Source organism: Streptomyces sp. NPDC001851, assembly GCF_040297165.1.
Lineage (GTDB): Bacteria > Actinomycetota > Actinomycetes > Streptomycetales > Streptomycetaceae > Streptomyces.
Map to the genome: position 1 here is coordinate 90,770 of NZ_JBEOYR010000030.1, position 26,361 is coordinate 117,130.

Sequence of the window (26,361 nt, forward strand, 5' to 3'; positions counted from 1 at the left end):
GCGCTCACTGGGGCTGCCTGGTCGTGCCGAGCCTGCTGTCGAGGTAGGCGAACAGCTCCGTGGCGGAGGCGTTGTCGAGTTCTTCGGGCGCGGTGCCGGCTGCCGGTGCCAGGCGCTCGGCCAGGGCGGCCAGCCGGTCGGCCAGCTGCGCGCGTTCGTCTCCCTGCGACGCGGCGGCGAGCTCCTCCAGGCGGTCCAGGGTGGCGGGCAGGTCCGCGGGCGGCGTGCCGTCGGCGCTGTTGAGCTGTGTCCACAGGTGATGGGCCAGGGCCTGCGGGGTGGGGTGGTCGAAGACCACCGTGCTGGCCAGCGCCACCGCGTACTCCGTCTCCAGCTGGTCGCGCAGCGCCACGGCGTGGAGGGATTCGAGGCCGAGTGAGAGGAAGGTCTCGGTGCCGGCCGTGTCCCGCACCCGCTCGTCCTCCAGGAGTTCGGCCGTCAGGTCGAGGACGTGCTCCAGGAGCAGGGAACGCCCGGCGTCCGGGGAGAGTGCGGCGATCTTCTCCGCCGGCGCGGGCCGGCCCTGCGGTGCCGCGGGGCCGCCGACCGCACCGAGCTGGTCGTACAGGTCGAGCTGGTCGTCGGAGAGCCAGTACTCGGCGACGCGCCCGTCCTCGAAGCGGAGGATGTCCACCCCGCGGAAGGTGACTTCGGTACCCGGTCCGGCGGTGGCGGTGGCGGGCCTGCCGCCCTTCCAGGTGCCGCGGAAGACCCAGCGGCCGATGGCGTAGTCGCCGGCGAAGAAGGGGCCGAGCTCGCCCGTGATGGACGCGTCGTCCTCGTAGGAGGAGCGGAAGGCCGAGATCCAGGCGGCGATCTGCGGGCCGTCGGTGAGCGTGCCGGGGTCCGGCATGCCGTGCCGGGGGATGTTGACGCGCATGGTGCGGGACACGAAGTCGTCGGCGATGGCGTAGTCGCCGTTCCACAGCCGGTTCCAGGCGTTCCAGAGGTCCTGCGGGGAGCGGCCGGGTCCGGTCGGGTGTGCGGGAGTGGCTGCGGTGTTCATCGGGTGGCTCCTACGGACTCGTCCTGGGCTGCGGCGTGCTGGGAGGGCTGCTCTTCCCCGCCTGCCAGGAGGCGCAGGGTCTCCTCGGACAGACCGTGGCCGTTGACCTTCTCCATGCGGGCCACGACGTCGGGGGCGAGGAACTCCTCCACCGTCATCAGACGGGAGCCGAAGGTGTGGAAGTGCGCGGCCATCTCGGGGTCCCTGGCGGCGGCCGAGAACGAGAACTCCTCGATCTCGTTGAACGGACGGGTCGTCGCGAAGTCCGCGATGAGGTGGTGGTGCGGGCCCGTCTCGCGTGCGTGGCGGGCGCGGTAGCGGCCGACGGCCGCGTCGAGCGCGGTGGCGGCGTCCGGTGTCCGGTCGGGGGCCGTCAGCTCGGCGGAGGTCTCCGTCACCAGCCAGTGGGCCGACTGCATCGCCCAGGCGCAGCCCACGGCCGAGAGCGGGTCGCTGGTGAGGGCCGCGTCGCCGATGAGAGCCCATCCGGGACCGCCGGGTACGCGGGAGACGAGGGGGTAGTTGAGGGTGCCGATGATCTTGGAGATGCGCTCGGCGCTGTCGAAGTCGGGCGCCTCGGGCAGCGACCGGATGAACTTCAGGTAGGCGCCCTCAAGGTCGTCCTTGAACTCCGGCAGGCGGTCCTTGGAGACGACGGCGGCGACGACGGTGACGCCGTCCTCGTTGGGCATGATGTAGGCGTTGTCGGGCTCCAGGTAGTAGACCCGGGCCACGTTGTCGCTCACCTGCGGCAGCCCCCGGAAGTACGCGAAGTAGCTGAAGCGGTTGTTGTCGCTGGTCTCGGCCGTGGCTCCGGCCAGCTGTGCGACGGTCGAGTCCTTGCCGTCGGCCCCGACGACGAGGGGTGCGCGCAGCGCGAAGCGCTCTCCGCCGGCCGTTCCCTCGACTCCGACGACCCGGTCCGCCTCGTACAGCAGCCCGTTCACGGTGTGGCCCAGCTTGAGGTCCACGCCCTCGGTGGCGGCGGCCAGCCCGCGTACCAACGGGTCCATGGTCTGCCGGCGCACGCTGTAGCCGTGGGCGCTGGTCTCGTCGTGAGGCGGCCGGATCCAGCCCCAACGCGTCCAGTAGTGCGCGGTGTTGGCGATGGCACCGGCCTTCTCCAGCTGCTCGGCCAGACCGGTTGCGGCCATGACGGGATAGGCGGAGGCCTGTATGTAGTGGGTGCACAGGATCTTGTGCGCGGATGGGTCGGAGCGACGCTCCAGCAGGGCCACCCTGGCCCCGCGCTGTGCGTAGAGGATCGCCGCCGTGCATCCGGCGACGCTCCCCCCGTTGATGATGACGTCGTACGCGTTGCTCATGGCTTGCTGTGTCCTCTCAACTCCCGGGCAGGGCGAACCGGCCTACCGGGATGTAGGGATGGGCAAGGGCGTCCGAAGCGGCGGTTACAGGCCCTCTACGACGGCGCAGGACCAGGTGAAGCCGCCACCGCCGCCGAGGACGACGGCGAGGTCGCCCGGGCGCAGCACTCCGGGTGCGGCGAGGTGCGCCAGGTTGGCCAGCAGGTCGCCCGCGCCCAGGTGCCCGCTGGCTTCGCGCAGGTCGAGTACGTCCGCCTTCACGAGGCTTTCCACCACGGGGCGGTACATGAGGTCGAGTGTGCCGTCGCTGAGCCGTGGCAGCGCCACGTGGGTCAGGCGCGGATCGGTGTGGTCCACTTCTGCGTCGTGCAGGGCGCGGCGCAGGGCTTCGCCCACGCAGTGTGTGGCGGCGTGCCGGAATTCCTCGATGCCTTCGTGTATTTCGAGGTACGCCTTCTTGGGGCGCCGTACATCGACGCCACCGCCGCGGGCCAGCGGGGCCGGGCTGAAATCGTCCCGCCCCCGGTACATGTCCTCGAACGAGGCGTCCGTGACAAAGGCGAGGGATTTCAGCAGAAGGGCGCCGGAAGGGTGTGTGCCGTTTCGGCGGCGGAGTACCGCGGCGGTTCCGGCGTCTCCGTAGACCACTCCGTAGTCGGCGGCCCAGCGGTCGAATCCGGGCAGGGTAAACCTGTCCGCGGTGGTCACCAGCGCCGCGTCCGCCTCCGGGGCGGCGACCAGTTCCCTGACCGCCATGCCCAGAGCAGCGGCGCCCCCGTTGGACAGCTGCTGCACTCCCACCGGGAACGCGGCGTGGGCGCCCAGCTGGTGGGCGATGTAGTGGGCAGGTGACCAGAAGTCGTGCCCCTGATGGTATGTCCAGGCGTGGGCGAGCAGCCCAACTCGGCCCGGATCTGTGTTACTTGCGGCTAAGGCGCGGCGGCCGGCGAGTACGGCCATGTCGGGCGCCGAGCGGTCCGCGACGGGTACCTCGGTGAGCCCGAGGCCCTCGGCGTCGTCCGCGGCCAACCGTCCGGCGCCGACCATTTCCTGCACGGTCTCCCGGCCTGACGGCAGCCATACGGCCGCGCTCAGGACGAGTGGCTGAGCCAACCTGACACCGTGCGCACCTGCTTCCGGTAATCCCGGAGTGCACATCAACGATCCCCCCGTTGCTTCCCCGTTGCGACCTGACTGCTCGCGCCAACACGCGCTTCACGAACGAAGAGACAGCGTGCCGTCTTGAATCTGTCCCCCGTGTTGCGGCACGTTGACGAAGCAGTAACATCAGGGCAACAACTCCGCGAGTGCGAAATCGGTCTTCTGTTGCCTGATTCTCAGAGAACTTAGATCGAAACAAGCCTCACGGTCAACGTCTTTTCGGCGCCGCCGCGCTGTGCCCTGGATCACTCCCGGTGGGGGCTTCATCGGACCGCGCCCGCCTCGGCGACGGAACCGGAGAAGTCAGTAGAGGGCTTGTGGCCTGCTCTGTTACGGTCCTGTGGCCGGCCGCGGGACTCCGGTGCGACTTCCGGAACCTGCCTCTGAAGCAATGATTCGCAGCTCGTGCCCCCATTCCCCGGCCGGCATCCGCACCCTGGGGGAAGACTCGGATGGACTCGTACGGGGACCTCGTCGCAGCCGACGATGTGCTGCTCTTCGTCAACGCGGCGATCACCTCCACCGGCCAGCGTGAGTTCCACGGCGACGCGGGCGAGCAGCGGCTGTCCCTGGACTTCCTCCATGCGTACATGCTGGGGAACTACCGTGACCTGTACGCCGGGGTCCTCGCGCTCGACATCAACGACCACAACGCGGTCCTCGTCATCCGACGGCTGCTGGAGACCACCGGTGAGGCCACTGCCGACCAGCGCCGCAGCGAGGGCCGTCTGATCGCGTCCCGCCTTGCGACGCTGCCGCCCCAGCGCGTCTACGGACTGTTCGATGCCCTGCGCCGGGCCCGGGTGAACAACCGTCGCACCCGCGCGATCATGCGTGACTGGCTGTCCGCCCGCCCCGACCCGGCGTTCGATGCCGTGAAGTACCGCAGCGGCCTCAAGCGAGCCCTTCGCCACGCACACCTGGCCCCCGCCACCGAGGAGCTGGGGGCGTTCCTGTTCGCGCCGCCGGCCCGCCCGCACTATGCGACACCCCTCCTGGAGACATGGCGCCGCGCGCACTACGAACAGGCCGCCCTGTATGAGCTGCCCTATACGGTCGCCGAGGGCTTCGCCGCCAAGTACGGCATTCCCCGGGATGTCTTCCTGGAGCGCATAGCTCCCCGGATGACCCGTCTGGAGACCTTGCGGCTGCAGGAGTCCGCGCACACCCGGGGGACCACAGGGGTGCGGGCGGACCTGGCGGGGATGCCGCTGACCCGCTTGGCAACCTATGTGCTGTCGCTGCCGGCCGAGGACCGCCGGCGCCGGCGTGCCGAGCTGACCCACGCCCTGGAATCGGCCGCCGACCGGGTGGCCGGCTGCCACCGGGGAAGCTGGGGCAAGGTCACCGCGGTCCTGGACGACAGCTTTTCCGCCTTCGGTTCGGTTCACAAGCGTCGGCGGCCGCTGGCCGTGGCCCTGGCCTGCCACTATCTGCTCGCGGCCCTGGCCGGCGACTACACCGGGCTGTGGACGTCCGGGCGGACTGACGCGCTGCTGGCCTGCCCGTACGGTCCGACGCCGGTGGGCCGGCGGATCCTCGACGCGCTGGACACCGCCCCGTCCAGGCTGGTGATCGTCTCCGACGGATGGGACAACGCGCCTCCCGGCCTGGCCGCCGAGGTGCTGCGCATCTGGCGGACCCGGCTCGACCCCGGGCGTCGCACCGGCGTCGTGCATCTCAACCCCGTCTACGACGCGGCCGATTTCGATGTGCGCCGGCTGTCCGCGACGGTGCCCACCGCCGGTATCCGCGACGCCGAGGACCTTCCCGCACTGGTGGAACTCGCCCAGTTCGCGGAAGGCCGGACCGGCCTGGCCGAACTGATCACCTACATGGACACCCGCGCGGCCCGGATGACGAGCGGACACCACCAGGAGCGGGCGCGATGACCACACTGGACCTGACCGGCCTGGCCACCCGCCCCTCCCAGGTCTGGAACGCCGTCCGGCTGGTGCCGCTCGTGCGTGACGAACCGGTCGGCGACCTCCGTCTGCACGCGCGGCTCTACGGTGATGTGCCCGGGCTGGTCGAGGTCGGCCCGCGCCATGCCTATGTCTCCTACATCCCGCACGGATTCGTCGCCACGTGGACCGATGACGGCACGCCGGCGGCCGCCTACGGCACGCAGCTCTCCGCCGGCGCCGACCCGGCGCCCGCCGCCACGATGGCCCTGCGCTTCCACCGCAGGACGGCCCGCCGCCAGGCCAAGGACCGGCTGCGGTTCCTCCCCATGCACCTGGCGCTGGAAGGCTACCTGGCACTGCACTTCGGCGGCCCCTCCGTCGCCTGGGAACAGTGGTCGCAGCGTGCGATCCGCCAAGGACTCTCTCCGCGCGCGGAGGAGGCCTGTGCGGGTGCCGAAGTACGCGGGCTCGCCGACGCGCTGCGCGTCTTCGAGATCCACCCCGGCCAGTGCGGCGTGATGGTCTACGTCGCCGACGCGCTCGCTGCCGCGTTCGCGGTCCCGCATCCCGACGACTACCGTGCGCTCCACCCCACGCTCCTGCAGGACCTGTACGGCGAACTGATCCACCACTACGCCACGCTGATGCCGCCGGTGCCGGACTTCCGGACCCGCATACCCGACGCGCGGATCCGCTCCCTGGCCGACCTGCGCACGGCAGCTGCCGAACAGGAACACGCCTGGAGGCGTTTCCACGACACGACCATGGCGACCGGCCTGCTGGACCACGACTACACCTGGCAGTCGGTCCACCGGATGGGACGCTTCACGCTCTCCCGCTTCCTGCCGCCGTTCCGCCCCAAGCAGGAGAACCACATCGGTGAGGCCATCACCGACGACCGGGGCGGGATCGCCTACCTCAAGACCTTCCGCCTGTCGGAGAACCAGGTTCGTCGCGGCCACCTTCTCAGCAGGCTTGCCGCCCACGACTGGCACCTGGCGGACACCGCGGCCGGTCTCGGTATCGGTGAGGCTCAGCTGGGGCTGCGGCTGGAGTCCGCCGGTTTCGGTTTCCTGCTCCGCCAGGACGTCCTGGACGGATACCGCAGGCAGGGCCGGCCCCGAGCCGGATGAGCGCGGCACGATCGGCTGTTCCCGCCGGGAGCGAGGGCACCTCGTTCACAGCGCCGGTGGGAGAGAGGCGCGCGGGGAGGGCGAAGTGAGAGGGGCGGCGGGGCCTGCCCGCCCGCTGTGTCCTTCGTCGCCGTGGGATGCGCGATCGTGTCCGGCCGGCTGGTCCGCGGGCGGAGGAGGCCCGGTGACCTCGACGCGGGCCGGACGCAGCAGTTGGTCACCGAGCCGGTACCCGGATCGCAGGATCTCCGAGCAGATCAGCCGGTCGGCATCCGGCGACACGTGATGCGTCACGGCCTCGTGGCAGGCCGGGTCGAAACGGTCGCCCACCCGACCGACCGCCTCCAGGCCCAGGGACCCCACCTGGGTCCGGAGGGCGTCGGCGATGTCCTTCAGGCCCGGGGTCATGGGCTCGTGCGCGCATGTGCGGTCGACGGCGTCCAGGACCGGCAGGAGGGCGCGCAGGACGTTGGCGACAGCGATCTCGCGCACGACCATGCGGTCCCGGCGCACCCGCTTGCGGTAGTTGTCGTACTCGGCCTTCACCCGCTGCAGGTCGTCCGTGCGCTCCTGAAGGAGACGCTGCAGCCGGCCCGGGTCGGTGTTCTGCGGCCGACCGTTCTCCATCGTCAGCCTGCCTCCCCCTTCTCGTCGTCGACGATCTCGGCGTCCACCACCTCGTCGTCCGTGCCGGACTCGCCCGCCGGGGCCGTTCCCGCCGATGTGCCGCTGTCCGCACGGGACTGCTCGTACAGCGCCGTACCGATCTTCTGGGCGGCCTGTGCCGTGCGGTCCATGGCCTGCCGGATCGCCGCGGTGTCCTCGCCCTTGAGCTTCTCCTTCAGGTCGGCCAGGGCCGTCTCGGTCTCGTTCTTCGCGTCGGCCGGGATCTTGTCGGGGTTCTCCCGGACGAGCTTCTCCGTCGAGTAGACGAGCTGCTCGGCCTGGTTCCGCGTCTCCGCGGCCTCCCGGCGCCTGCGGTCCTCCTCGGCGTGCTGTTCCGCCTCGCGGACCATCCGGTCGATGTCGTCCCTCGGCAGCGCGGAACCGCCGGTGACGGTCATCTTCTGTTCCCGGCCGGTGCCCAGGTCCTTCGCCGAGACGTGCATGATCCCGTTGGCGTCGATGTCGAAGGCCACCTCGATCTGCGGGACACCCCGCGGCGCCGGCGGCAGACCGGTCAGCTCGAACATGCCGAGCTTCTTGTTGTACGCCGCGATCTCCCGCTCGCCCTGGTAGACCTGGATCTGCACCGACGGCTGGTTGTCCTCGGCCGTCGTGAAGATCTCCGAACGCCTCGTCGGGATCGTGGTGTTGCGCTCGATCAGCTTCGTCATGATGCCGCCCTTGGTCTCGATGCCCAGGGACAGCGGGGTGACGTCCAGCAGCAGGACGTCCTTGACCTCGCCCTTGAGGACACCGGCCTGCAGCGAGGCGCCCACGGCGACGACCTCGTCGGGGTTGACGCCCTTGTGCGGGTCCTTGCCGGTCAGCTCCCTCACCAGCTCGGTCACCGCCGGCATCCGCGTGGAACCGCCCACCAGGATCACATGGTTGATGTCGGACACCTTGATCCCGGCGTCCTTGATCGCGTTGTGGAACGGGCCCTTGCAACGCTCCAGCAGATCGGAGGTCAGCTGCTGGAACTGGGCGCGCGAGAGCTTCTCCTCCAGGTGCAGCGGGCCTTCCGCCGAAGCGGTGATGTAGGGCAGATTGATGTTGGTCTCACTGGACGCGGACAGCTCGATCTTGGCCTTCTCCGCCGCCTCACGCAGCCGCTGCACGGCCATCTTGTCCTTGGACAGGTCGACGCCGTAGTGGTTCTTGAACTGCGTGACCAGGTGATCGACGATCCGCTGGTCCCAGTCGTCACCGCCCAGGTGTGTGTCGCCGTTGGTGGCCTTCACCTCGATGACGCCCTCGCCCATCTCCAGCAGGGACACGTCGAAGGTGCCTCCGCCGAGGTCGAAGACGAGGACCGTCTGGTCGTTCTCCTTGTCCAGGCCGTACGCCAGTGCCGCCGCCGTCGGCTCGTTGATGATGCGCAGGACGTTCAGGCCCGCGATCTCACCGGCCTCCTTCGTGGCCTGCCGCTGGGCGTCGTCGAAGTACGCCGGGACGGTGATCACGGCGTCGGTGACGTCCTCGCCCAGGTACGCCTCCGCGTCCCGCTTCAGCTTCTGCAGCACGCGCGCGGAGATCTCCTGGGCGGTGTACCGCTTGCCGTCGATGTCCCCGTGATCCGGGAAGCGCCACGCCTGGTCCCCCATGTGCCGCTTGACCGACCGCGCCGTGCGATCGACGTTGGTGACGGCCTGCCGCTTGGCGACCTCGCCGACGAGCACCTCGCCGTTCTTGGCGAAGGCGACGACCGACGGGGTGGTCCGCGCCCCCTCCGTGTTGGTGATCACGGTGGGCTCGCCGCCCTCCAGGACCGAGACCACCGAGTTCGTCGTACCGAGGTCGATACCTACCGGACGCGCCATGTGAGCTCCCTCCTCGTCCTTCCCCGCCTGCAAGGCCCTTGTTCACCGGCTGGGCTCCCATCGGACCGGTCCCGCGCGCAGCGGCGGTTCGGGGGCTGGGACGCCGAGTACGACGACGTACCTGCGGGGCGGCCGGGAGGAGGCCAGGGCCTGGTCGGGCTCGTCCGGGCGGCGGTACGTCCGCTCGTACGTCTGGTCGTAGGCCGCGCGCCGCACCGGGTCGCGCAGCGTCTCGTACGCCGACCGCACCTGACCGAACCGCTCCGCCGTGACGGCGTCCACCCGGGTGTCGGGACGCAGCTCCCGCACCTGGCGGCGGAAGGCGGAGATGATCACCTCGACCGTGGCCGAGGGCTCCACCCCCAGCACCGAGTACAGGTCGGGCACCTCCATCCAAGCCACCTCCCGCCCACTGTGAGCTGCGGTTTCGGACCTAGTTGCCTACACCTCTGAATAAAACTTGAGCGCCACCTTGTCAAGTCTGAGCCGACGGGGTACATCGGAGTGGAGACGCCTTCATCGTCCACTTCGACCTGCCCGGTGTCGACCCGGACGCCGTCGGCGTGAACGCGGAGCAGAACGTCCTGGCCGTCCGGGCGGACTGAGCGGCCCATGCTGTCGGACCGTGAGCGCGAGGTGCTCCAGCTGGTCAGCGCCGCAGCCGCTCGTCCTGCCGGGGCGAGGGTCACAGCGCCGTGAACGTCCAGAGCAGGTTGGTGCTGTTTCCGTAGGCCCACTGGTTGGTTGCGGAGCCCGGGGCCACGTTGCCGCCGCCGTCGAGGACGAGGCCGGTGGTGCGGTTGGCGATGGTGTGGCGGCCGTCGCCCCGATGGGTGATCGTCCACTGCTGGTTCGTGCCGCCGTTCCACGGCGCCTGCCTGGCCGCTGAACCGTTGCCGGTGGCCCCCCAGCCGTCGGCGACCATGCCGTTGGTGCGGTTGACCAGCTTGTAGTAGCCGCCGCCCACCTCGACCGCCTGCCACTGGAGGTTGGGACTGCCGTCCCAGGTCCACTGCTTGAGGCCGGACCCGGAGGCGACGTTGCCGCCGCCGTCCAGGACAAGGCCGTCGGTGACGTTGGTGAGCCGGAAGTACGTCGACGGGTCGAACTGCACCTTCAGCGAGGTGACCTGGTCGTTGTTGCCCGTGACCCGGAGGTCGGGGTGGTCGGCGGTGAAGGTCCATGAGGTGCCCGAGAAGTTGTCTCCCGAGTAGCCGATCACCTGGAAGCCGGGCGCCAGGCGCAGGGACGAGAGGGTGCGTGGGCCGAGGCCGGCGAGCGTCAGCTGGTCCGCCGTCCAGTCGCCGACGGGAAGCACGGCGCTCGTGCCCGAGTAGTCGACGTCCCCGAAGACCACGGCGCCGGAGAGGGGCCGCAGGCTGGGGATCCGCCCGGAGAAGGTGAGCTTCAGGACGTACGCGTGGGCGCTGAACGGCGCCGCCGACGGCAGGGTCACCTTCAGCCCGGACGCGTCCTGCGTGGGCGTGGCGAGACTGATGTAGCTGCCGGCCGTCGAGTCGAGCAGCTTGACCGAGGTCAGCGAGGACAGGTCGGTCCGGTCGGAGCTGAGCGTCCTGATCGTGAGCGAGCTGCCGGGCCAGCCGAGGACGGTGGCGTACAGGACCGTGCCGGCCTTGTTCCGGGTGAAGCGGATGTCCTGCGCGGTGCCGGCCGTCGGGTGAGTGAAGGAACCGCCGCCCATCTTCGTCGGGCCTTCGCCGTACGCCGTCCAGGGCCGGGTCGAGTAGACCGACTCGCCGAAGCGCTTCAGGTAGTCGCCGATGCCGAGCAGGACGTCCTTCTGTCCCTGCGGGATGGTGCCGTCCGCCATCGGCGCGATGTTCAGCAGCATGTTGCCGTTCTTGCTCACCCGGTCGATGAGCGAGTGCAGCATCTGCTGGACGCTGTAGTAGCCGATGCCCTGTGTGTAGCACCAGCTGGAGCTGGAGATGCTGTCGTCGGTGAGCCAGTACGGGGCGGTCAGGTCGGCCGGGCCGCCGCGCTCGTAGTCGAAGACCTCGCCCTTGCTGTCGAGGCCGTCCTTGTAGGTGGCGACGACCTCGCGGCCCCAGGCTCGTGCCTGGTTGTAGTAGTACGACAGGAAGTTCAGGCGCTGCGTCTCGTCGACCCTGCTCAGATCGAAGTCCTGCCAGAGGATGTCGGGTCGGGCGAGGTCGATGACCTCCTTGAGCTTGTCGTACCAGAGCTGGTTCTCCTGCGCCCTGCCCAACTGCCCGTACAGCTTCTGCAGGCTGGGGTCCGACTGCGCGGGGACATGGTCGTAGTAGCCGTTGAAGTGGTACGCGTGGTGCATGGCGACCAGCAGCTTGAGCCCCTTGGCCCGGATCGCCGTGGTGAACAGCTGCAGCAGATCGAGCTTCGGGCCCTTGGCGGCCGAGTTCCACTCGTTGACCTGGCTGTTCCACATGGAGAAGCCGTCGTGGTGTTCGGCGACCGGTCCGGCGAACCTCGCGCCCGCGTCGACGAACAGCTGCGCCCACGCGTCGGGGTCGAAGGTGCCGCCCGCCGACTTCGGCTTCGGCGCGAACTGCACGGTGTTCCCGGCCCGGTCCTTCGCCCCGTTGATGAAGTTGTGGTACGGCCACACGGACGGGTCGCCGTAGGTCGCGATGTGGTGCTGGTTGCACGAGTCGCCGCTGATGTACATCCTGCGCGGATACCACTCGTCGCCATAGGCCGGAACGCTGAAGACACCCCAGTGGAAGTAGATGCCGAACTTGGCGTCCTGGAACCACTCGGGGGCGGGCGGGTGCTGGTCGACCGAGGGCCACGCCGGTGTGTAGGTGCTCGGTGCCGCCTGTGCGACGCCGGAGCCCAGGCCGCCGCCGGCGACGGCCGCCGCCGCCACACCTGTGGCGGCGGCCAGGAACTGGCGTCTGCTGAACGAGCTCGACATGAGGACATCCCTGATGTGGGGGACAAGGGAAGACACGGCGCCCACGGCACTGGAGCGCCGGACGTTACGCACGAAGTTCGAGCATGTGACGCCCTGATGTCAACGGGCGTGCAGGGATGAAAGCGCCTTGCGGCAGGCACTTTTATGCAGCTACAGACACTTGTGTTCCGTTTGTTGAGCCTCAGACATAGCATGTCTGCGCGATGCGCGAAGGGTTCGACGTCCCCACGGAACGTCCGCGGGCCGGCCGTCGGCGCATCACAGATACCCCACATTGATGGGATTGATTCAGTCCCGCCAGTCGCAGCGGCAGCTCCATGACCGCCTCTTTTGCGGCGACTTCGCCGGAGACCTAGACAGCCCCCTCGGTCGCCACCTATACATACATCCCATCTCTTGGCTGCGGCGGCACACGGCTGTCGCCCTGCGACCCATCTCCCGCTCCGGACCAGCGCGAGGAATGCCCGATGAGACTCAGCACAGCCCTCTGCTCCACCGCCTCCGTCCTCTCCGCACTGGCGCTGCTCACCGCCTGCAACGGCTCCGGCACCACGGCGTCGTCCAGCGGCGCGCCGCTGGTCGGTGTCGACTACCCGCGTTCCGACACGGACTTCTGGAACTCGTACATCAAGTACACGCCGGAGTACGCCAAGCGGCTCGGCCTCTCGGTCAAGACCACCAACTCGCAGAACGACGTCGCCAAGCTGACCGCCGACGCCCAGACGTTCATCAGTCAGGGCGTCAAGGGCATGGCGATGGCCCCGCAGGACACCGCCGCCATCGCGCCCACCCTGGCTCAGCTGGAGGCGAAGAAGATCCCGGTCGTCACGGTCGACACCCGTCCCGACACCGGCAAGGTCTTCATGGTCGTCCGCGCCGACAACCGCGCGTACGGCGAGAAGGCCTGCCAGTACCTGGGTACCAAGCTCGGCGGCAAGGGCAAGGTCGTCATGCTCCAGGGCGACCTGTCCTCCGTCAACGGCCGTGACCGCACCGAGGCGTTCAACGACTGCATGAAGAAGAACTACCCCGGCATCAAGGTGTTCGGCGAGGCCACGAACTGGGACGGCGCCGTCGCCGCGCAGAAGCTGCAGACGGACCTGACCGCCAACCCGGACATCAAAGGCGTCTACATGCAGTCCAGCTTCGCGCTGTCCGGGACGCTCCAGGTCCTCAGGCAGAAGGGCCTGCTGGCCGGTCCGAAGGACAAGAGGCATGTGTTCGTCGTCTCCAACGACGGCATCCCGGAGGAGCTGAAGGACATCGCCGCCGGGCAGATCGACGCCACGGTCTCCCAGCCGGCCGACCTCTACGCCAAGTACGCCCTGTACTACCTGAAGGCCGCGATCGACGGGAAGACCTTCCGGCCCGGCAGGACCGACCACGACAGCACCATCGTCAAGGTCCGCGACGGGCTGCTGGAGGACCAGCTCCCGGCTCCGCTCGTCACCGCCGACGGCGGCACCTACGGCGGCGTGCCCAGCATCAAGAGCGACGACAAGTCGCTGTGGGGCAACAACCTCGGCTGACACCGCGTCCCGATGACCAACGGCGAACCACACCAAGGCGGTTGAGATGAACGACGGGGAACGAGCAGTCCGCCCCGCACCCGCCCCGGCGGACGACGGACGGGTCCCCGAGGATCCTCCCGTCGTCGAGGCGACGGGCATTGTCAAACGATTCGGTCCGACGGTGGCCCTGAACGGCGCCCGGATCACCATCAGGCCCGGCGAGACCCATGCCCTGGTCGGCCGCAACGGCGCCGGCAAGTCGACCCTGGTGTCCGTCCTGACCGGCCTGCAGGCCCCGGACGAGGGAACGGTGGCCTTCGGCGGCAGCCCGGCGCCACGGCTCACCGACCGCGACGCCTGGCGCCGGCACGTGGCGTGCGTCTACCAGAAGTCGACGATCATCCCCGCACTGACCGTCGCCGAGAACCTCTTCCTGAACCGGCACGACCGCGGCCGCCACCGGCTGATCAGCTGGCAGGGCGTACGGCGCCGTGCGAAGGACCTGCTGTCGGCCTGGTCCGTGGACGTCGACCCGCAGACCCCCGCCGCCGATCTCAGCGTGGAACAGCGGCAGTTCGTGGAGATCGCCCGCGCGCTGTCCTTCGGCGCCCGGTTCATCATCCTCGACGAGCCGACCGCCCAGCTCGACGCCGCCGCGATCAACCGGCTCTTCGACCGCGTCCGCGACCTGCAACGGCAGGGCGTGACCTTCCTGTTCATCAGCCACCACCTGCAGGAGGTCTACGAGATCTGCGACATGGTGACGGTGTTCCGGGACGCCCGCCACATCCTGACCGCACCGGTCGCCGAACTCCCCCGCACCGAACTCGTCGCCGCCATGACCGGTGAGGCGGCGGCCGACCGGCGCGAGGAACGGGCGAGCACCGTCGACGCCGGCGCCACGGCCGCGCTCAGCGTCCGGGGTCTGAGCGGCGAGACCTACGGCGACATCACCTTCCAGGTCGGCGCCGGGGAGATCGTCGGGCTCGCGGGGGCCGCGGGCAGCGGACGCACCGAGGTGGCCGAGACCGTCGTGGGACTGCGGGCCGCCGGCAGCGGCGAGGTGGAGATCGCCGGCAACCGTCCGCGTCCCGGCAGCGTGCCCGCCGCGCTCGCCGCCGGCGCCGGGTTCGTCCCGCAGGACCGGCACCACCAGGGCCTCGTGCCCGGCATGTCGATCGCGGACAACGCCACCCTGTCCGTTCCCCGCAGACTCGGCAGGAACGGATTCCTCAGCCGCAGCCGGCGGGACCGGCTCGCCGAGGGGATGATCGAGCGCCTGGCGATCAAGACGCCCTGCCCCGACCTGCCCGTCTCCGCCCTCTCCGGCGGCAACCAGCAGAAGGTCGTCATGGCCCGCGCCCTCGCCGACGACCCGCGGCTGCTGGTCCTGATCAACCCGACCGCGGGCGTGGACGTGCGTTCCAAGGAGTTCCTCCTCGGCAAGGTCCAGGAGACCGCGGGGACCGGCACCGGAGTGCTCATCGCCTCCGACGAACTCGACGACCTGCGCATGTGCGACCGGGTCCTGGTGATGTTCCAGGGCCGTGTGACCTCAGAGATCGCCCGCGGCTGGCACGACCACGAACTCGTGGCCGCGATGGAAGGAGTGGACCTCCATGCCTGACACCGTCCTCGCGGCGGACACCCCCGCCCCCGGGACCACCGGGCCGACGGCCGGGCGCGGTCTGTTCGGCGGCCGGATACCTCTGGCCCGGCTGCGCGATCTCGCCCTCGTCCCCGCGATCGTGGTCATCGCGATCGTCGGCCAGCTCGTCAACCCGGTCTTCCTGCAGGCGGACAACCTCATCAACGTCCTGCAGACGATGTCCGAGATCGCCCTGCTGGTCCTCGCCCAGACGATGATCCTGATCGTCAAGAAGATGGACCTGTCACTGGAGTCCACCATGGGCCTCGCACCCGGCGTCGCGGCCTGGCTCGTGGTTCCGGCCGGCGCGGGCCACGGCCTCGGCCTGCTCCCCGGCGCATGGGCGATTCCCGTCACGCTCGCCGTGGGCCTGCTCGTCGGAGTGGTCAACGCCCTGCTGATCATCCGTTTCGGCCTCAACGGCTTCATCGTCACGCTCGGCATGCTGATCGTGCTGCGCGGCGTCCTCACCGGCATCTCCGGCGGGCAGACGTTCTTCCAGCTGCCGAAGTCGATGCTCTACCTGGGCACCGCGGAATGGTCCGGGATGCCGGCCTCCATCTGGATATGCCTCGCGCTGTTCGCCGTCGCCGTCGTCGTCCTGGGCTGGACCGGCTTCGGGCGCTCGCTGTACGCCATCGGCGGCAACGTCGACGCGGCGAAGGCGGCCGGCATCCGCACCGACCGGGTGCTGTGGATCGTGATCGTCACCGGCAGCGTGCTCGCCGCCCTCGCCGGGCTGCTGCTGTCCGGGCGGCTGGCCTCCGTCGCCTCGGCGCAGGGCAACGGCTACATCTTCACCGTCTTCGCCGCCGCCGTCATCGGCGGGATCAGCCTCAACGGCGGCAAGGGCACCATGTTCGGCGCGTTCTGCGGCATCCTGCTGCTCTTCATGATCCAGAACGTGCTCACCCTGGCGGGCGTCCCCGCTCAGTGGATCGGCGCCCTCAACGGCCTGATCATCCTGGTCGCCCTCGCCATCTCCCGTATCACCGGCGGCAAGGTCCAGGAGTGAACCGGGCGGCCGTCGCCGCCGCACACCGCTCGCCGCTCGCCCTTCCGTCGCAGGGGCCCGCGTTCCCGCCTGCTCTCACAGGAGTTTCCGTCATGTCCTCTGCCGTGTCAGCTCCATCGGCATCTGCCCGCATCACCGCCCTGGACGTCCTGGACGTGCGGTTCCCCACTTCCGAACATCTCGACGGCTCGGACGCCATGAACCCCGAGCCCGACTACTCCGCCGCCTATGTCGTCCTGCGCACCGACGCCGGCGACGGACTGGAGGGACACGCCCTGGCCTTCACCACCGGACGCGGCAACGACGTGCAGGCCGCCGCCATCGCGGCCCTCGCACCCCACGTGGTCGGCCTCTCCGTCGACGAGGTCTGCGGCGACCTCGGAGCGTTCTCCCGCTCCCTCGTGCACGATCCCCAACTGCGCTGGCTGGGCCCGGAGAAGGGCGCCATCCACATGGCCACCGGCGCGGTGGTCAACGCCGCCTGGGACCTGGCCGCCAAGCGCGCGGGCAAGCCCGTGTGGCGCTTCCTCAGCGAGATGCCGCCCGGGGAACTGGTCGCCCAGGTCGACTTCCGCTGGCTGAGCGACGCACTCACTCCCGAGGAGGCACTGGACATCCTGCGCCGTGCCGAGCCGGGCCGCCAGGAGCGCACCGCCCGCCTGCTGGAGCGCGGCTACCCCGCCTACACCACCACCCCCGGCTGGCTCGGCTACTCCGACGAGAAGCTGGCCCGCCTGGCCCGGGAGGCCGTCGCCGACGGCTTCACGCAGATCAAGCTGAAGGTCGGCGCGTCGCTGGAGGACGACGTACGGCGGATGCGCACCGCCCGCGAGACGGTCGGCGACGGCATCCGCATCGCCGTGGACGCCAACCAGAGATGGGACGTGGCGCAGGCCGTCGACTGGATGCGCGCCCTGGCCCCCTACCAGCCGTACTGGATCGAGGAACCCACCTCCCCGGACGACATCCTCGGCCACGCCGCGGTCCGCGAGGCCGTCGGCCCCATCAAGGTCGCCACCGGCGAGCACGTCGCCAACCGGGTCGTCTTCAAGCAGCTTCTCCAGGCCGGCGCGGTGGACATCGTTCAGATCGACTCGGCCCGGGTCGGCGGCGTCAACGAGAACGTCGCGATCCTGCTGCTCGCCGCGAAGTTCGGGGTGCCGGTCTGCCCGCACGCCGGCGGCGTCGGTCTGTGCGAGATGGTGCAGCACCTGTCGATGTTCGACTACGTCGCCGTCTCCGGCACCCTGGAGGACCGGGTCATCGAGTACGTCGACCACCTCCACGAGCACTTCGTCGACCCGGTGCGCGTCGCCGGCGGCCACTACCTGGCCCCCGAACTCCCCGGGCTGGGCGCGCAGATGCACCCGGAGTCCCTCAAGGAGTACGCGTACCCCGACGGCCCCGTCTGGACCGCCCGTGTCTGACACCCGGGCCCTCGTCGACGCCCACCACCATGTCTGGAACCTTGACGTCCGGCCGCAGCCCTGGCTGGACGAGCCCGGGCACGAGCCGCTCCGCCGCAACTTCAGTTCGCACGCCCTGCGCTCGGCCGCGACCCGGCCGATCGCCGGACGGCGGCTGACGAGCACGGTGGTCGTCCAGTGCATCACATCCGTCCCCGAGACCCGTGACCTCCTCGCCCTGGCCGACAGCGACCCGCTGATCGGCGCCGTCGTCGGCTGGGCGGACCTGACGTCCCCCGCGATCGGCGACGTACTCGACGACCTGCGGACCGGCTCGGCGGGCCGGTACCTGCGGGCCGTACGGCACGTCGTGCAGGGCGAGTCCGACCCGCACTGGCTCCAACGCCCCGAGGCCGAACGGGGCTTGCGAGCGGTCGCCGAGCGCGGACTCGGATACGACGTGCTGATCCGCAGCCACCAGTTCCCGCAGCCGATCCGTCTCGCGGAGAGACTGCCGGAACTGCCCCTCGTCCTGGATCACGCGGGCAAGCCGCCTCTCGTCACGCGGGAACTGACCGACTGGGCACAGCAGGTGCGGACACTGGCCCGGCACCCCCAGGTCCGCTGCAAGGTGTCGGGGCTCGTCACGGAGGCCGACCACGAGAGGTGGACGGTCGAGGACATCCGCCCGGCGTGGGACGTCCTGCTCTCCGCCTTCGGCCCCGACCGGCTGATGTTCGGCTCCGACTGGCCGGTCTGCGTCCTCGCCGGCGGCTGGAACCGCTGGGCCGCCGCCGTCGGGGAACTCCTGGACGGCTGCTCGGGCGCCGAGATCCACGCGATCCTCGCCGGCACCGCGACGGACTTCTACCACCTGACGCCCGCCCCGGCGAAGGAGGGGACGACGTGCTCCTGACGGAACTGCTGCACCCCGGAATCCTCGAAGCCCTGGCCGGAGCCGGTCACGGCGCCCGCGTCCTGCTCGCGGACGGCCACTACCCCGCCGGTACGGCCACCTGCGAGCGGGCCAGAATCGTCCACCTCAACCTGAGGCCGGGCCTGCTGGACGTCACCACCGTGCTCGACGTCCTCCTGCGGGCGGTCCCCGTGGAGTCGGCCCAGGTGATGGTGCCGCCCGCGGGCGAACCGGAGCCACCGGCCATCGCCGAGTACCGCGCCCGGCTGGCGCCCGCCCCGGTGGAGACGCTGGACCGGTTCGCGTTCTACTACGCGGCACGCTCCCCCGACCTGGCGCTGGCGATCGTCACCGCCGACATCCGCACCTACGCCAACCTGCTGCTGACCATCGGCGTCCGCGCTGAAGGGACCCTGACCCCACGATGACACTCGCAGTCCGCTACACGGCCCCCCGCACCCTCGGCACAGCACCCGCGGAGATCCGCTCCCCCGGCCCGGGCGAGGTGGAACTGGCCCCCGCCTATGTCGGCATCTGCGGCACCGACCTGCACATCTTCCACGGCGACATGGACGCCCGGGTCGCCGCGCCCGCCGTCCTCGGACACGAGATGTCCGGCCGCGTCGTACGCGTCGGGCCGGACGTGGAGGGCTGGCAGCCCGGTGACGCGGTGACCGTGATGCCGCTGCGCTGGGACGGCACCTGCCCGGCGTGCGCCTCCGGTCACCGGCACGTCTGCCAGAACCTCGACTTCATCGGCATCGACTCGCCGGGCGCGATGCAGCAGCGCTGGACCGTGCCCGCCGCCACCCTCGTCCGGCTGCCCGGCTCCCTCGCCCTGGACCGGGCCGCGCTCGTCGAGCCCACCGCCGTCGCCGTGCACGACGTCGGCCGGGCCGGGGTGCGGGAGGGCGAGCGGGTCGTCGTGGTCGGCGGCGGGCCGGTCGGGGTGCTCATCGCGCTGGTGGCGCGGGCCGCCGGTGCCGAGGTCCGGGTGGTGGAGCTCAGCGCCCATCGGCGCCTGCTCGCAGAGGAGTTGGGCCTGACCGCCTGGGACCCGGCCGCCGACGACGTGCCCGAGCTCGTCCTGCGCTGGACCGGCGGCGCGGGCGCGGACGTCGCCTTCGAGGTCTCCGGCGCGGCGGGCGGAGCCGGCACCGCCGTGGAGGTGCTGGGCGTGCGCGGCCGGCTGTGCCTGGTGGCCATCCATCCCCGGCCCCGCGAGGTGAACCTGCACCGCTTCTTCTGGCGCGAACTCACCCTCGTCGGCGCCCGGTTGTACGACCGCTCGGACTTCGAGCGGGCGGTGACGCTGGTGGCGGACGGCACGATTCCCGCCGAGCGGCTGATCAGCAAGGTCGTGCCCCTCACCGAGGCGCCCGCGGCCTTCGAGGCGCTTGAGGCGGGCGGGGACGTGATGAAGATCCTGGTGGACTGCGGCAACGGCACGACGGGAGCCTGAGATGCCTCTGTTCGACCTGACCGGCCGGCTCGCCGTCGTCACCGGCGCCCGGCGCGGCATCGGCCGGGCCATGGCCCGCGCGCTGGCCGAGGCCGGCGCGGACGTCATCGGTGTCAGCGCCTCGCTGGAGGAGTCCGGCAGCGCGGTGGAGAAGGACGTCGTCGCCGCGGGGCGCGCCTTCGAGGCGATCCGGACCGACTTCGCCGACCCCGACGCCGTACGGGCCCTGGGCGCGGACCTCGCGGGCCGCCGGCGGCCGGTGGACGTCCTGGTCAACAACGCGGGCACGATCCGCCGGACTCCTGCGGCCGAACACTCCGACGCCGACTGGGAGCTGGTCCTCCAGGTCAACCTCAGTGCCCAGTTCGCGCTCACCCGGGCGGTCGGCGCGGCGATGGTGGCCCGCGGCCAAGGGAAGATCATCTTCACGGCGTCGCTGCTCAGCTTCCAGGGCGGCATCACCGTGCCCGGCTACACCGCGGCCAAGCACGGCATCGCCGGACTGACGAAGGCGCTGGCCAACGAGTGGGCTCCGCACGGTGTCAACGTCAACGCCATCGCGCCGGGCTACATCGCCACCGACAACACCCGGGCGCTGCGGGACGATCCGGTGCGCGGCAAGGCGATCCTGGACCGCGTCCCGGCCGGACGCTGGGGCACCGCCGACGACCTCGCGGGCGCCACCGTGTTCCTCGCCTCCGAGGCCGCCGCCTACGTCCACGGCACCGTCCTGCCCGTCGACGGCGGATGGCTCGGCCGATGACCGCCGGCCTCGCCTCCGTGCTGGCCGGCGCCCGGATCCTGCCGGTGCTCACGGTGCCGTCCGTCGCGCACGCCGGCCCGCTCGCCGACGCGCTCACGGCGGGCGGGGCGCGGTGCGCCGAGGTCACCTTCCGTACCCCGGACGCCGAGCACGCGGTGAAGGCGATGGCGGCGCACGGCGGGCTGGCGGTCGGCGCGGGGACCGTGCTCACGCCCGAGCAGGCGGAGCGGGCCGTGGCGGCCGGGGCCCGGTTCGTCGTCAGCCCCGGCCACGACGCCGAGGTCGTCGCCAGGTGCCGGGAACTCGGCGTGCCCGTGGTACCGGGCATCGCCACCGCCACGGAGCTGATGGGCGCCCTGCGCGCCGGTCTCGACACGGTGAAACTGTTCCCCGCCGAGCCGCTCGGCGGCATGGGGATGCTCAAGGCACTCGCGGCTCCGTTTCCCCGGGCACGCTTCCTGCCGACCGGGGGCATCGGCCCCGCGCACCTGTCCGCCTATCTCTCCCACCCGGCGGTCCTCGCCGTCGGCGGCAGCTGGATGGCGACCGCCGACCACCTCCGGCGCGCCGACTACACCGCGATCCGGCGGCTGACCGCCGAAGCCGTCGAGAGGAGTACGGGATGAGCGTCCCCGAGGTCATCGCCCTCGGCGAGGTGATGCTCCGCTTCGACCCGGGCGAGGGCCGTGTCCGCACCGCCCGCACCTTCCAGGTCTGGGAGGGCGGCGGCGAGTACAACGTCGTACGGGGCCTGCGCCGCTGCTTCGGCCTGCGCACGGCCGTCGTGACCGCCCTGGTCGACAACGCGGTGGGCAGGCTTGCCGAGGACCTGATCCTCCAGGGCGGGGTCGACACCTCACTGATCCGCTGGGTGCCCGACGACGGTGTCGGCCGCACCGCCCGCAACGGGCTGAACTTCGTGGAGCGGGGCTTCGGCATCCGGGGCGCGCTCGGCGTCAGCGACCGCGCGAACACGGCGGTGTCCCAGCTACGCAAGGGGAACGTCGACTGGGACTCCCTCTTCGCCGGGGGCCCGCGCTGGTTCCACACGGGCGGCGTCTTCGCCGGCCTGTCGGACACCACGGCGGACGTGGCGGACGAGGCGATGGCCGTGGCACGCCGGCACGGCGTCACCGTCTCCTACGATCCCAACTACCGCCCGAGTCTCTGGGCCCACCGTGGCGGCGCCGAACGGGCCCGCGAGGTGGACCTGCGGCTCGCCCGGCACGCCGACGTGGTGGTGGGCGCCCTGGGCCTTGCCGGACCGCACCCCGGAGCGGTGCGCGTCCGCGCGGGCGAGGTGCCGGACGCGCTCGCCGAGGTGGCCGGCCTGCTGCCCGGGGCGAAGGTACTGGCCACGACGCTCCGCGGCGTGCCCTCGGCGGGCGTGAACGACTGGTCCTCGGCGGCCTGGTCACCGGCGACCGGCTTCGTCCCGGGCCCCGAGATGCCCGGCCTGCACGTCCTGGACCGCATCGGCTCCGGCGACGCCTTCGCGGCCGGACTGATCTACGGGCTGCTGGCCCCGGCCCCCGGCCCCGAGAACGAGCCCGAGGCCGATTCCTGGCCGGCTCACGGACGGCGGGGCGGAGCGGTTCCGGGGCAGGACCCGCTCGGCCGGCCCGGGTCGGCCGACGCACGGCTCGGGCGCACCGCCTCCGAGGCGCTCACGGATGCCGAACCGACCGGCGGCCCGCTCACCCTCGCCGGTCTGCACCGGGCCCTCGCCTACGGCACGGCTCACGGCGCACTCGCCATGACCACGCCCGGCGATGTCTCCATGGCCTCGCTCGCCGAGGTCGAGGCGCTCGTGGCGGGCGGCTCGGCCGCCGTCAGGCGTTGACCGGCACCCCTGTCCGACCCGTAGCCCCGAGGAGCATGTCGTGCGTACCCGGAAGATCACGAACACCACCGTCGGCGTCACCGAACTGGGCTTCGGGGCCTCCGTCATCGGCAACCTCTACCGGGTCACACCGGTCCAGGACGCGGCGTCCGCGATCGAAGCGGCCTGGGACAGCGGCATCCGGTACTTCGACACCGCGCCGCACTACGGGCTCGGCCTGTCCGAGCAGCGGCTGGGGGCCGCCCTGCGCGACCGCCCCCGCGAGCAGTACGTCGTCTCCTCCAAGGTGGGCCGGCTGCTCGTGCCCAACGAGCGGCCGCGGGGCGTCGACAGCGAGGGTTTCGCCGTCCGGGACGACCTGCGCCGCCAGTGGGACTTCAGCCGGGACGGCGTGCTCCGCTCCCTCGACGCCACCCTGGAGCGTACGGGTCTCGACCGCCTCGACATCGTCTACGTGCACGACCCCGACGACCACTGGCGGCAGGCCGCCGAGGAGGCCCTGCCCGCCCTCGCGGACCTGCGTGACCAGGGGGTGATCGGCGCGATCGGCGCCGGCATGAACCAGTCGGCCATGCTCGCCCGCTTCCTGCGCGAGACCGCGGCCGACGTGGTGATGCTGGCCGGACGCTACACGCTCCTCGACCAGTCGGCGCTGGACGACGTGCTGCCCGCCGCGCGGGAGCACGGCAAGAGCGTGATCGCCGTCGGCGTGTTCAACTCGGGCCTGCTCTCCCAGGACCGTCCCACGCCGGGCATGAAGTACGACTACAAGGACGCTCCGCCCGAGATCGTCGCCCGTGCCCTGGCCCTCGCCGAGGTCTGCGAACGTCACGGCACGACCCTGCCCGCCGCCGCGATCGCCTTCCCCTTCAGCCATCCCAGTATCATCAACGTCACCCTGGGAATGAGGAACCAGGAGCAGGTCAGGCACAACGTGGAACTCCACCGTCGGCACGTGCCGGAAGCTCTCTGGGACGACCTTCGCGCCCAGGGCCTGATCAGGCCGGACGTACCCACGCGGCACAGCGCGGAGAACACTCCGGAGAAAGGGGTGCGCGTTGTCCCTGACGGACAAGGCCATTGAGCGGATCCGTGAACTCATCCGCACCGGGGAGCTGCCACCGGGCTCGAAGCTGCCGCCGGAGCCGGAGCTGGCGGCCCAGCTGGGCCTGTCCCGCAACCTCGCTCGCGAGGCGGTCAAAGCACTCGCGGTCGCCCGCGTGCTCGAAGTCCGCCGGGGCGACGGCACCTATGTGACCAGCCTGCAGCCGAGCCTGCTGCTTGAGGGCCTGGGCGGCGCCGTCGAGCTGCTGCAGAGCGACTCGGCGGCGCTGCTGGACCTCATGGAGGTGCGCCGGCTCCTCGAACCGGTGGCCACCGCGCTCGCCGCCACCCGGATCTCCGACGACCAGCTGGCAGAGGTCAAGCAGCACCTGGACGCCATGCGAGCCGCACGCGACGATGTCGAACAGCTGAACGCGCACGACGCGGCGTTCCACCGCGCCGTGGTCTCGGCCACCGGCAACGAGACGCTGCTCACCCTGCTGGAGGGCATCTCGGGCCGCACCTTGCGCGCCCGCATCTGGCGCGGCCTGGTCGACGACCAGGCCGCGGGCCGGACCCTCGCGGAACACGAGGCGATCTTCGATGCCCTGTCCGCCCGCGACGCCGTCCTCAGCCAGGCCGCCGCACTGATGCACGTGAGCCACACCGAGCAGTGGCTGCGGGAACATCTGCGGAGCACCGGCCCTGCGGGGTGATGCCGCCCCACCGGATGCCCGGCCCGGTGCCCGCTATCCCAGTGTCCACCGCTGGTTGCTGCCGCCGTTGCAGGTCCACAGCTCGGCGAGGGTTCCGTCGGCGGTGGCCGCTCCGGTGACATCCAGGCACAGGCCGGACTGGACGCCGGTGACGGTGCCGTCGGGGTTCAGCGTCCACCGCTGGTTGGCCTGGCCGTTGCACGGCCAGATCTCCACCTTCGTCCCGGGAGTGGTCCGGTTGTCGTAGGCGTCCAGACACATCCGGGCGCTGCCGGAGTAGACGGTGAGCTGGCCGGAGGCGGAATGCGTCCATGTCTGGTTGCCCCCGCCGTTGCAGCCCCAGATCTCGACCTGGGTCCCGGCGGTCGTGGTGGAGTCCGGTACGTCCAGGCACTTGCCCGCACCCACCGCGTGCAGCGCACCGGTCACGCCGGCGCCGCCGCTGCTGGTGCCGCCCGCGACCCGGTACATCACCGTGCCGTGGGCCGGCACCGAGGCGCTGATGGTGCCGGAGGTGGTCGAGGACGCCCCCGACCACAGGTCGGTCAGGGCATAGGCGGACGCCCCGGTCTTCCCGATCGCGGCCGCGGTGGTGGTGATGGTCGCCGTCGATCCCGTCTCGTTGAACAGCGCCACCGACACATCCCCGTTTGCCAGCGGCTTCGCCAGCACGTCCAGGCCACCCGAGGACGACACCATGGTGCCCTGCTTGCCCAGGGGGTCCTGGTCGACCGCGATCACCCGGGAGTTGGTCAGGACGGACAAGGTGTCGGAACCGGCCGAGGGGATGTTGGTGCCCGCGATCAGCGGCGCGGCCATCTCCGCCCACAGACTGAACTCACTGCGGCTCTCGGTGGCCGTCAGCGAGCCGTTGCCGATCTCCAGCATGTCCGGGTCGTTCCAGTGGCCGGGGCCTGCGTACGGGGCCAGTCCCGCATTGCTGTGGAAGATCGACAGCATGCTGGAGTAGGTCGGGCTGATGTCCCCGGTGGTGCGCCAGCTGTTGCCCACGTCCGCACCCCAGGTCCACACGTCCTCCTGGCCCCAGTTGCACAGGCTGAACAGGATCGGCCGGCCGGTGGCCGCCAGGGCGTCCCGCATGGCGGTGTACCGGGTCCGTGCCGGCACCCCGGTGTTGTTGCAGTTGTCGTACTTCAGATAGTCCACACCCCACGACGCGAACGACTGCGCGTCCGTGGTCTCGTGCCCCAGGCTGCCCGGGTACCCCGCACAGGTCGCGGTGCCCGCGTCCTCGTAGATTCCCAGCTTCAGCCCCAGCGAGTGCACGTAGTCCGCGGTGCCCTTGATGCCGTCGGGGAACTTGGCCGGATCCGGCACCAGGCGGCCACCGGAGTCGCGGCTGTGCGTCATCCAGCAGTCGTCGATGTCGACGTACGAGTAGCCCGCCGCCTGCATGCCGTTGGTGTGCATCGCCTGCGCGGTGGACTTGATCAGCGACTCGGAGACATCGCAGCCGTACGCGTTCCAGTCGTTGAATCCCATCTGCGGCGTCAGCGCGAGCCCGTTGCCCAACGCCGCGGCGGGCTGCGCCGTGCCGAGGGAGAGGAGGGGGACGGCCACGGTGAGCAGCACGGCCGAGAAGGTGAGTGCCAGGGTTCTGCGCAGGGACAGCAGCAGGGACAGCAGCGGGGGCAGCGGTCGGAGGCGTCTGGCTCTCGCAGTGGTCATCGGAGCCCTCACCGCAGGCTCCTGTGCTGGTTGGCGCCGCCGGTGGCGTCCCAGACCTGCACGGACGTGCCGTTCGCGGAGGTCCCCCTACTGCCGCCCAGCGCGGACAGCACCGCGCCGTAGGCCGGCTTCTTGTTGCCGCCCGCGTCGAACAGCAGCGGGTTCTCCCCCGTCCGCCACGAGTCGCTGTCCCTGATCCCCCACACGGTGATGCCGGTGCAGCGGGCGACGCGCATGCACGCCTGCACGGTGCCGGCGTAGGCGGTCGGCGGGGCCTGGGCGATGTCGAGTTCGGTGATCTGGACGTCCACGCCGAGGGCGGCGAACCTGGACAGGGTGGTCTGGAAGCTCGGGGGCGGGCCGCCGGCGCCGAAGTGGCTCTGGAAGCCGACGCAGTCGATGGGCACGCCGCG

Annotated in this window: 22 protein-coding genes and 1 pseudogene; 14 read left to right on the forward strand and 9 right to left on the reverse strand. The window is 70.9% G+C overall.

All coding sequences use genetic code 11. The features are described from left to right. Positions 1 to 4: 4 nt before the first annotated feature. The 3 genes from ABT171_RS34060 to ABT171_RS34070 all read right to left on the reverse strand — a co-directional run bounded on the left by ABT171_RS34060 (position 5) and on the right by ABT171_RS34070 (position 3,444). Positions 5 to 1,006 carry an ester cyclase gene (locus ABT171_RS34060; protein ID WP_351250267.1) on the reverse strand — a complete coding sequence of 334 codons (1,002 nt, stop codon included), beginning with the start codon at positions 1,004 to 1,006 and terminating at the stop codon, positions 5 to 7. Next, positions 1,003 to 2,331, reverse strand: coding sequence for an NAD(P)/FAD-dependent oxidoreductase (locus ABT171_RS34065; protein WP_351250268.1), 1,329 nt, complete (start codon positions 2,329 to 2,331; stop codon positions 1,003 to 1,005). The genes ABT171_RS34060 and ABT171_RS34065 overlap by 4 nt, the downstream gene beginning before the upstream one ends. Positions 2,332 to 2,415: 84 nt before the next feature. Further along, complete coding sequence (locus ABT171_RS34070; protein ID WP_351250269.1) at positions 2,416 to 3,444, reverse strand: ketoacyl-ACP synthase III family protein; 1,029 nt, start codon at positions 3,442 to 3,444, stop codon at positions 2,416 to 2,418. Between the two features lie 500 nt (positions 3,445 to 3,944). Here ABT171_RS34070 and ABT171_RS34075 point away from each other — a divergent pair, with 500 nt between their 5' ends. Further along, positions 3,945 to 5,384 (forward strand): hypothetical protein, encoded by a 1,440-nt coding sequence (locus ABT171_RS34075; RefSeq protein WP_351250270.1) that lies wholly within the window; start codon positions 3,945 to 3,947, stop codon positions 5,382 to 5,384. After that, complete coding sequence (locus ABT171_RS34080; RefSeq protein WP_351250271.1) at positions 5,381 to 6,532, forward strand: ARPP-2 domain-containing protein; 1,152 nt, start codon at positions 5,381 to 5,383, stop codon at positions 6,530 to 6,532. Before ABT171_RS34075 ends, ABT171_RS34080 begins: the two co-directional genes overlap by 4 nt. Before the next feature lie 45 nt (positions 6,533 to 6,577). Here ABT171_RS34080 and grpE read toward each other — a convergent pair whose 3' ends face one another. The 4 genes from grpE to ABT171_RS34105 all read right to left on the reverse strand — a co-directional run bounded on the left by grpE (position 6,578) and on the right by ABT171_RS34105 (position 11,935). Next, positions 6,578 to 7,159 (reverse strand): nucleotide exchange factor GrpE, encoded by a 582-nt coding sequence (grpE, locus tag ABT171_RS34085; protein ID WP_351250272.1) that lies wholly within the window; start codon positions 7,157 to 7,159, stop codon positions 6,578 to 6,580. A 2-nt stretch (positions 7,160 to 7,161) separates the two neighbouring features. Beyond that, the gene (gene dnaK, locus ABT171_RS34090) at positions 7,162 to 9,018 is read right to left on the reverse strand and encodes a molecular chaperone DnaK (protein WP_351250273.1); all 1,857 of its coding nucleotides are present in this window, start codon (positions 9,016 to 9,018) and stop codon (positions 7,162 to 7,164) included. 42 nt (positions 9,019 to 9,060) lie between these two features. Next, positions 9,061 to 9,411, reverse strand: a complete 351-nt coding sequence (locus ABT171_RS34095) for a J domain-containing protein (RefSeq protein WP_351250274.1) — start codon at positions 9,409 to 9,411, stop codon at positions 9,061 to 9,063. A 292-nt stretch (positions 9,412 to 9,703) separates the two neighbouring features. Then, positions 9,704 to 11,935: an alpha-L-fucosidase gene (locus tag ABT171_RS34105; protein WP_351250275.1), complete on the reverse strand. Its 2,232-nt coding sequence runs from the start codon at positions 11,933 to 11,935 to the stop codon at positions 9,704 to 9,706. A gap of 467 nt (positions 11,936 to 12,402) precedes the next feature. Between ABT171_RS34105 and ABT171_RS34110 the strand changes: the two genes are divergently transcribed. From ABT171_RS34110 to ABT171_RS34165, 12 genes are all read left to right on the forward strand, one after another. Next, entirely contained in the window at positions 12,403 to 13,464 is a 1,062-nt protein-coding gene (locus ABT171_RS34110; protein WP_351250276.1) for a sugar ABC transporter substrate-binding protein, read from the forward strand. A 46-nt stretch (positions 13,465 to 13,510) separates the two neighbouring features. After that, a complete protein-coding gene (locus ABT171_RS34115) occupies positions 13,511 to 15,073 on the forward strand; it encodes a sugar ABC transporter ATP-binding protein (RefSeq protein ID WP_351250277.1) in 1,563 nt (520 codons plus the stop codon). Then, entirely contained in the window at positions 15,066 to 16,109 is a 1,044-nt protein-coding gene (locus ABT171_RS34120) for an ABC transporter permease (protein ID WP_351250278.1), read from the forward strand. The genes ABT171_RS34115 and ABT171_RS34120 overlap by 8 nt, the downstream gene beginning before the upstream one ends. A gap of 92 nt (positions 16,110 to 16,201) precedes the next feature. Then, positions 16,202 to 17,536 carry an L-fuconate dehydratase gene (locus ABT171_RS34125; protein WP_351250279.1) on the forward strand — a complete coding sequence of 445 codons (1,335 nt, stop codon included), beginning with the start codon at positions 16,202 to 16,204 and terminating at the stop codon, positions 17,534 to 17,536. Then, entirely contained in the window at positions 17,529 to 18,431 is a 903-nt protein-coding gene (locus ABT171_RS34130) for an amidohydrolase family protein (protein WP_351250280.1), read from the forward strand. Before ABT171_RS34125 ends, ABT171_RS34130 begins: the two co-directional genes overlap by 8 nt. Beyond that, positions 18,422 to 18,859: an RbsD/FucU domain-containing protein gene (locus tag ABT171_RS34135; RefSeq protein WP_351250281.1), complete on the forward strand. Its 438-nt coding sequence runs from the start codon at positions 18,422 to 18,424 to the stop codon at positions 18,857 to 18,859. The genes ABT171_RS34130 and ABT171_RS34135 overlap by 10 nt, the downstream gene beginning before the upstream one ends. Next, the gene (locus ABT171_RS34140; RefSeq protein WP_351250282.1) at positions 18,856 to 19,893 is read left to right on the forward strand and encodes a zinc-dependent alcohol dehydrogenase; all 1,038 of its coding nucleotides are present in this window, start codon (positions 18,856 to 18,858) and stop codon (positions 19,891 to 19,893) included. The genes ABT171_RS34135 and ABT171_RS34140 overlap by 4 nt, the downstream gene beginning before the upstream one ends. Before the next feature lies 1 nt (position 19,894). Beyond that, the gene (locus ABT171_RS34145) at positions 19,895 to 20,656 is read left to right on the forward strand and encodes an SDR family NAD(P)-dependent oxidoreductase (RefSeq protein ID WP_351250283.1); all 762 of its coding nucleotides are present in this window, start codon (positions 19,895 to 19,897) and stop codon (positions 20,654 to 20,656) included. Then, positions 20,653 to 21,282 (forward strand): bifunctional 4-hydroxy-2-oxoglutarate aldolase/2-dehydro-3-deoxy-phosphogluconate aldolase, encoded by a 630-nt coding sequence (gene eda / locus ABT171_RS34150; RefSeq protein WP_351250284.1) that lies wholly within the window; start codon positions 20,653 to 20,655, stop codon positions 21,280 to 21,282. Before ABT171_RS34145 ends, eda begins: the two co-directional genes overlap by 4 nt. Next, complete coding sequence (locus ABT171_RS34155; protein WP_351250285.1) at positions 21,279 to 22,499, forward strand: PfkB family carbohydrate kinase; 1,221 nt, start codon at positions 21,279 to 21,281, stop codon at positions 22,497 to 22,499. The genes eda and ABT171_RS34155 overlap by 4 nt, the downstream gene beginning before the upstream one ends. 40 nt (positions 22,500 to 22,539) lie before the next feature. Beyond that, positions 22,540 to 23,583, forward strand: a complete 1,044-nt coding sequence (locus tag ABT171_RS34160; RefSeq protein ID WP_351250286.1) for an aldo/keto reductase — start codon at positions 22,540 to 22,542, stop codon at positions 23,581 to 23,583. Beyond that, the gene (locus tag ABT171_RS34165) at positions 23,558 to 24,259 is read left to right on the forward strand and encodes a FadR/GntR family transcriptional regulator (RefSeq protein WP_351250287.1); all 702 of its coding nucleotides are present in this window, start codon (positions 23,558 to 23,560) and stop codon (positions 24,257 to 24,259) included. The genes ABT171_RS34160 and ABT171_RS34165 overlap by 26 nt, the downstream gene beginning before the upstream one ends. Positions 24,260 to 24,292: 33 nt before the next feature. Here the strand turns inward: ABT171_RS34165 and ABT171_RS34170 are convergent, their stop codons facing one another. Both ABT171_RS34170 and ABT171_RS34175 read right to left on the reverse strand, forming a co-directional pair. After that, positions 24,293 to 25,948 (reverse strand): glycoside hydrolase family 27 protein, encoded by a 1,656-nt coding sequence (locus ABT171_RS34170; protein WP_351250288.1) that lies wholly within the window; start codon positions 25,946 to 25,948, stop codon positions 24,293 to 24,295. A 26-nt stretch (positions 25,949 to 25,974) separates the two neighbouring features. Continuing rightward, positions 25,975 to 26,361, reverse strand: a pseudogene (locus ABT171_RS34175) (endo-1,4-beta-xylanase); the annotation flags it as partial.